The organism is Oscillibacter sp. KLE 1728 (genome assembly GCF_934833455.1).
Classification (GTDB): domain Bacteria; phylum Bacillota; class Clostridia; order Oscillospirales; family Oscillospiraceae; genus Oscillibacter; species Oscillibacter welbionis.
This window is the reverse complement of sequence record NZ_CAKVVF010000084.1, coordinates 6,869-8,956: the sequence shown is the minus strand read 5'-3', so window position 1 is coordinate 8,956 and position 2,088 is coordinate 6,869. Positions and strand designations below refer to the sequence as shown.

The 2,088-nt window shown below is 63.7% G+C and carries 2 protein-coding genes; both read right to left on the bottom strand.

All coding sequences use genetic code 11. The features are described from left to right. On the bottom strand, window positions 1-1,827 hold a 1,827-nt coding region (gene glgP, locus QVE23_RS09135), incomplete at its 3' end, for a glycogen/starch/alpha-glucan family phosphorylase (RefSeq protein WP_287968000.1). A gap of 8 nt (window positions 1,828-1,835) precedes the next feature. Beyond that, on the bottom strand, window positions 1,836-2,088 hold a 253-nt coding region (locus tag QVE23_RS09130), incomplete at its 5' end, for a hypothetical protein (protein ID WP_287967997.1).

The following is a 2,088-nucleotide window of genomic DNA, read 5'->3' as shown; positions in this document are numbered from 1 at the left end:
TGGGTCGTGGTCGATCTGATCCGCCAGGGAGTTGATGAGGCGGATGATCCGCTTGGCCACTGCATACCCCGGCGCCGCCTTGGCGCCGAACAGGAACGTGTGGGGCTGCGTGATGGCGTTGGGGTCGTCCTGGAGCTTCTGGTACAATGCGATGATGTGCAGCACGTTCAAAAGCTGCCGCTTATACTCGTGGAGCCGCTTCACCTGAACGTCGAAGATGGCGTCCGGGTTCAGCTCCACGCCCCGGGTCTTCTTGGCATGGGCGGCGAAGGCCGCCTTGTTGGCCCGCTTGATGGCACCCAGCCTCTCCAGAACAGAGGCGTCATCGGCATAGTCATCCAGCTTTTTCAGGGCCTGGGGGTGCAGCAGATAGTCGTCCCCGCCGGTCAGGTCCCGGATCAGGCCGTCCAGTCCGGGGTTGATCTCACTGAGCCAGCGGCGGTGGTCAATGCCGTTGGTGACGTTCCGGAATTTCCAGGGCTCCATGCCGTAGGCGTCCCTGAAAACGTCCTTTTTCAGGATCTCGGAGTGTAGGCCGCTGACGCCGTTGACCGCCATGCCGCCGGCGATGCAGAGGTTGGCCATGCGGACCTGACCGCCCCAGACGATGGCCATTTTCTCCGTCTTCTTGGGGTCGTGGTAGAAGTCCTCCACCTTCTTCTGCCAGCGGCGGGAGATCTCTAGGATAATCTGCCACACCCGGGGCAGCAGGAATTCCACCAGGCTCTGGGGCCAGCGTTCCAGCGCCTCCGAAAGGACCGTGTGGTTGGTGTAGGCCACGGATCTCGTGGTGATGTCCCACGCCTCATCCCAGTCCATGCCGGCGTCGTCGATCAGGATCCGCATCAGCTCCGGGATCACCAGGGCCGGGTGGGTGTCGTTGATCTGGATGACGTTCTTCTCATGGAAGTTCTTCATGGTGCCGTACAGTTCGGTGTGCTTGGCGGCGATGGACTGGAGGGTGGCGGACACGAAGAAGTACTGCTGTTTCAGCCGCAGAGACTTGCCCTCCAGATGATTGTCCTCCGGATAGAGGACCTTGGCAATGGTCTCTGCCATGGCCTCGTCCTCCGCGGCCTTCAGGTACTCGCCCCGGGAGAACAGGGACATATCCACCGGCTGGGTGGACCGGGCGTCCCACAGCCGCAGGACATTCACATGCTCCGTGCCGTAGCCGGCGATCTCCATGTCGCAGGGCACGGCCTGGACCACCGTGGCGTCCTCATTGACGATGTGCAGGTGGCCGTTGTCCCAGAACTCCCGCACGGTGCCGCCGAAGCGGACCTCCTGGGTCTCCGCGGGCTTTGGCATCAGCCAGGCCGCGCCCAGGTCCTTCCAGTTGTCCGGCAGCTCTACCTGCTGGCCCTCCACGATCTTCTGCTTGAAGATGCCCAGCTCGTAGCAGATGGAATAGCCGGTGGCCGGGATCTCCAGCGTAGTCATGGAGTCTAGATAGCAGGCGGCCAGGCGGCCCAGGCCGCCGTTGCCCAGGGCGGCGTCCGGCTCGATCTCAAAGATGTCGGCCGCCTTGAAGCCCAGGTGCTCCAGCGCCTCCCGCAGCTGGGGCAGCAGCCCTAGGTTATAGGCATTCTTCATCAGGCTGCGGCCCATCAGAAACTCCAGAGACAGGTAGTGCACCTGCCGGGCATGCTGCTGGCGGGCCTTCTGACGGGTCTCCACCTCCCGCAGAGCCATCATGTCCCGCAGGACCAGGGCGCTGGCCCGCATCATCTCTCCATCCGTGGCCTCCGCCGCCGTCTTTCCGAAGCTGACCATCAGCTTGGCGGTGAGGGCGTTCTCCAGGGTCTGTGTGGTAATTGGTGTCATGCGTCTCCTTACTCCGCCGGCTCCTGTTTCCCGGCGGTCCCCTTCTTGGGTTTGGTCTCTTTCTTGGCAGGCGTCCTCCTGCCGCTTTTGGCGGCCGTCTTTTTGGCGGCCGGTTTCTTGGCTGCCGTCCGCTTTCTGGCGGCAGGCTTCTTCTCCGGTGCGGCCGGAGCGGCCTCCTCAGCCGCCGGCTCGGCGGACGATTGTGCCGCTTCCGCGGTCGGCTGCGGAGCAGGTTCGTCAGATGCGGGCTCCGCCGCTTCC